The organism is Anaerostipes stercorihominis (assembly GCF_057535655.1).
Window position 1 is genome coordinate 1 of sequence record NZ_BAAJCL010000031.1, and the last position, 1,512, is coordinate 1,512.

General features: G+C 41.5%; 1 protein-coding gene. It reads right to left on the minus strand.

Annotation, left to right across the window (positions count from 1 at the left end; all coding sequences use genetic code 11):
- A partial coding sequence (gene ltrA, locus AC27EF_RS13550) for a group II intron reverse transcriptase/maturase (RefSeq protein WP_487111296.1) occupies positions 1 to 1,003 on the minus strand: 1,003 nt, incomplete at its 3' end.
- Between the last annotated feature and the right edge of the window lie 509 nt (positions 1,004 to 1,512).

The following is a 1,512-nucleotide window of genomic DNA, read 5'->3' on the forward strand; positions in this document are numbered from 1 at the left end:
CTATCTTGAAGTAGTTAATCCACCCTCTGATAAGTTCGTTGAGTTTCTGTACCTTGTAGGAGTTGCTTACTCCCCAACTTCTGCAAGTAAGTTGTTTCATTCTTGCCTTAAATCTTGCTACCGATTTTGCATGTGGTTTTGCCTTGTATTGGTGTGTTCTGCTATCAAAATAAAATCCAAATCCAAGGTATTTAAGCCCTCTTGGTCTGTCCACCTTACTCTTTGTCATATTTACTTTGAGCCCCAGTTTCTCTTCAATGAACTTCGTGAGATTTCTCATCACTCGCCTTGCAGACATTTCACTTCCAACCATAATAATACAGTCGTCTGCGTATCTGACAAAGTTCAGCCCTCTTTGTTCCATTTCCTTATCGAGTTCGTTCAGTATGATATTAGCAAGGAGTGGCGATAGATTTCCACCTTGTGGTGTTCCTATCACAGATTCCCTGTATTCATCGTCTACCATGATTCCACTTACAAGAAACTTTCTGATGATTGAGATTACATCCCCGTCCTTGATTGTTTTGCCAATTAAGGTCATCAGTTTATCATGGTTTACTGTGTCAAAGAACTTCTCCAAGTCAATGTCTACAATCCAATCGTAGCCGTCATTCATCATATCAAGCGCTGTGATGATTGCCTGCTGTGCACATCTATTTGGTCTAAATCCATAACTATGGTCATGGAATTGTTTCTCATAGATTGGTGTTAGTACCTGTGCTATGGCTTGTTGTACAAATCGGTCTGTTACTGTTGGTACTCCCAAGTTTCTGACACCACCGTCTGGTTTTGGTATCTCCACTCTGTATACTGGTTGAGGTTTGTATTTTCTTGTCCTCAACTGTTCCTTGATAATTTCGCCGTTCTTTGCAAGATGTTCTTTGAGTTCCGTGTACTTCATTCCGTCCACTCCCTCTGCACCTTTGTTTCGTACGACTTGCAGATATGCCGTATTAAGATTATCTTTACTTAATATCTGCTCCATTAGACTACTTGTGTCCATGCGTTCGTTCCTTTCCGTCTCGCTTGAATTGACCACCCTTTCCCCGATTGGTTACGGCAGATGTTGTCTTTTCTGCAATCGAGACTCTACTAAAACTGATTGATTGTTCGCCCCTTCGCTCCATTTCCATTACAGAAACTTCTTCACTACTATGGGCTCTGCTGACTTCTCACCGTTCGTTGTTACTAGGCTAATGAAACCTCTGTGAGACCTCCCCAGTTAAGGTGCAAACTCTTTCCCTCCATATATCTGCCACATTTACTCTGTTCCTACAAAAGTGATAGTTATTAGATTTTGCTTTATTTTGCAAGCTTATCTATCAGAACCTAGCCTTATATGTGATTTCTGTCCGTCAGACCAGAGGTTTGCTTACAGCTTCTTTCAGATTTTGCCTAACGACAAACACCCTTGCTGTTCAGCTATACACTTCCCACTATCTGGGCATGTTCGGGACTTACACCCGTTAGAGTTTGCCCATGCTGGGCAAACAAAAATAAACCACTCAAAAG